Consider the following 2,176-nt stretch of genomic DNA (forward strand, 5'->3'; position numbering starts at 1 on the left):
ACCAAAACCGGTTCAAAACGCGCGCCCAGGCAAAGGCCGCGATCTTCGAATACATAGAAGTATTCTACAATCGCCAGCGCCGACACTCCGCCATAGGCTACCAAACCCCCGCGCAAGCATACGAAACCATGGCTTGGAAAATCGCCGCATAGGGTCAATAATTAGTCGGCCCTGAACATATTGCTTTATGCCGCCGCGAGAGCGTGTCGTGGCCGCCGGCAGAGTGAGATCGCAGTCAGGGCGTCGAGTATCCTGCCCCAGATTTGAGGCCAAAGCTTTCTGATATGAGCCAGGATCAGGCGGATGTTGTGGCCGCAGCCGCACAGCACTGCGAAGATGGCATCGCCGAGGGTGCCCTTGAGCGGGCAGCGTCTGAGGCGACCTTCGGATTTCATGTGGCCGATGGTGGGCTCGATTGCGCTTCGCCGGCGGATCAACTTGCGAAGGACTGGTGTGACACCGCGCTTCTGGCCGCTGATAAACACCTGGCTCAAAGTCACGCCATGGCCGCGGTAGCCGCGGTCGACGAAGACCTGGGCGGGGCGGGTGTCGGTGAGGATTTCCACCTGCTCCAGCGCTTCGGCCAGAGTGTGGCCGTCGTAAGGGTTGCCGGGCAGCGACCGAATGCCGACCACAAAGCCCTCGTTCATCGTGGTGGCGACGCTGACCTTGCAGCCGAATTCGTAGCGTTTGTGGGCCTTGCCCTTGGAAATGCAGTCGACCGCGGGTTCGTGTAGCGCGTAGAGCTTGCCCTTGTCCTTCGGTTTTTGCCGCAGTAACCGGGCGGCAAGCTCCAGTTCATCGGCGATACGGGCCATGAGGCCGGGGTCGGCGACCTTCTCGAGTTGCCGCGCGATGTCGCGCATCACGCGGCCGGTATATCCTTTCAATCTTCTCAGTGCCTTGCGCATGCGCTTGAACTGCCGGGCATGGGCGTAGCGGCCGACCTGAGCCGCAAGCCTCGGAGCCAGACGCGCATAGCTCTGGCGGAGCTGTATCCCGGCCTCGCCGGCCAGCTTGACCAACCGTTGCCGGGCGCGTTCGTAGAGCCGAGCGTCGGTGGGATGGGCAATGTCTTTCTCCATCACCGTCGTGTCGACGATGACCCGCCCGACGCTCTTGTCATCTATCGCCCCGGCAGCCTTGCCGGCCTCGATGGTCTTGGTGAGCAGCCATTCGACACCCTCCTCGCCGATCCGTTTCCGCCACCGGGTCAGCGAAGACGGGTCGATCGGGGGGCGATGCTGAAAGAACACCTCGCCGCAGAAATGCTGGTAGTAGGGGTTCTCCACCCAACGCCGGACAACGGCCTCGTCAGACAGGTCATGGGCGTGCTGCAGATACAGAAGCCCGGCCACCAGCCGCGGCGATGTTGCCGGCCGACCGCGGTGCGACGGGAAAAACCCGGACCATTCGCGCTCGAAGAAATCCCAGTCGATATAGCCCTCGAGCTTAACCAGCTCATGGCGCATGTCGATCAGATCGACCAGGCGCGGGCGCAGCAAATCATCCTGTTCCAGCGGTCTCGACTTGGGCTTCATGAGGCAATCCGAAATTGCAAGAAAATCGCCCGCAGAATAGCAAACCCTGCAGCTCAAAAACACACGAAATCAGCATTTCCATCAGAAAATCAGTAGGTTGGGAATTACTCAGGGTCGACTATCGAATGACGCCACCGACAAGCTGGTCAGGGGCATCAAGCGCAAGACGCGCAAGGCAATACTCGGTCGAGAAGAAGATCAGGATTGTCCTGCCTGGCTTTGCGGGGCGGGGAAAGCCATTCAATGTAATCATTGCGCCGACCCCACTGTGATTTAGGCTTTTGCCCTTTTCGGCTTCCACCGCTTGGCAAGTTTCGTGACTTGGAAGCGAAGCTCGTCCACTGGCGGGACTGTGTTGCAGGGATCGGACGCTCAAAGTACTCTCAGCGTTTTCTGCGACGCGAGCGACGGTCGATGCCCCACAAATTCAATGATGCCCGTCGCGACAAGTTTCCCAAAGCTAAGTACCGGGTCACGAACTGCTCGGAATACAATGAAAGTCTCCGGCAGCGGGGCGATGTGACGATCTGGGATTCTGATGATGTAGTGGAGAACTGGGCATCGCCACGCCGCAAGACACGCGGTGGACAGGCGCGCTACTCCGATCTGGCAATCGAGATCTGCCTCACTCTGCG

General features: G+C 59.8%; 3 protein-coding genes. 2 read left to right on the plus strand and 1 reads right to left on the minus strand.

Going from position 1 to position 2,176, the window contains the following annotated elements:
• A partial coding sequence (locus ACR0KJ_RS19385) for an IS3 family transposase (protein WP_480627455.1) occupies window positions 1-152 on the plus strand: 152 nt, incomplete at its 5' end.
• A 33-nt stretch (window positions 153-185) separates the two neighbouring features.
• Here the strand turns inward: ACR0KJ_RS19385 and ACR0KJ_RS19390 are convergent.
• Window positions 186-1,541 (minus strand): IS5 family transposase, encoded by a 1,356-nt coding sequence (locus tag ACR0KJ_RS19390; RefSeq protein WP_480448282.1) that lies wholly within the window; start codon window positions 1,539-1,541, stop codon window positions 186-188.
• A gap of 414 nt (window positions 1,542-1,955) precedes the next feature.
• On the opposite strand from ACR0KJ_RS19390, the gene ACR0KJ_RS19395 reads away from it, so the two are divergent.
• Window positions 1,956-2,176: transposase (locus ACR0KJ_RS19395; protein WP_480627454.1), on the plus strand; the 221-nt coding region annotated here is incomplete at its 3' end.

Source organism: Ruegeria sp. AD6 (genome assembly GCF_056542325.1).

What these genes read in the sequence shown, in the direction of transcription:
- ACR0KJ_RS19390 (WP_480448282.1), bottom strand. Translation starts at nt 1,541, where the DNA reads ATGAAGCCCAAGTCGAGACCGCTGGAACAGGATGATTTGCTGCGCCCG.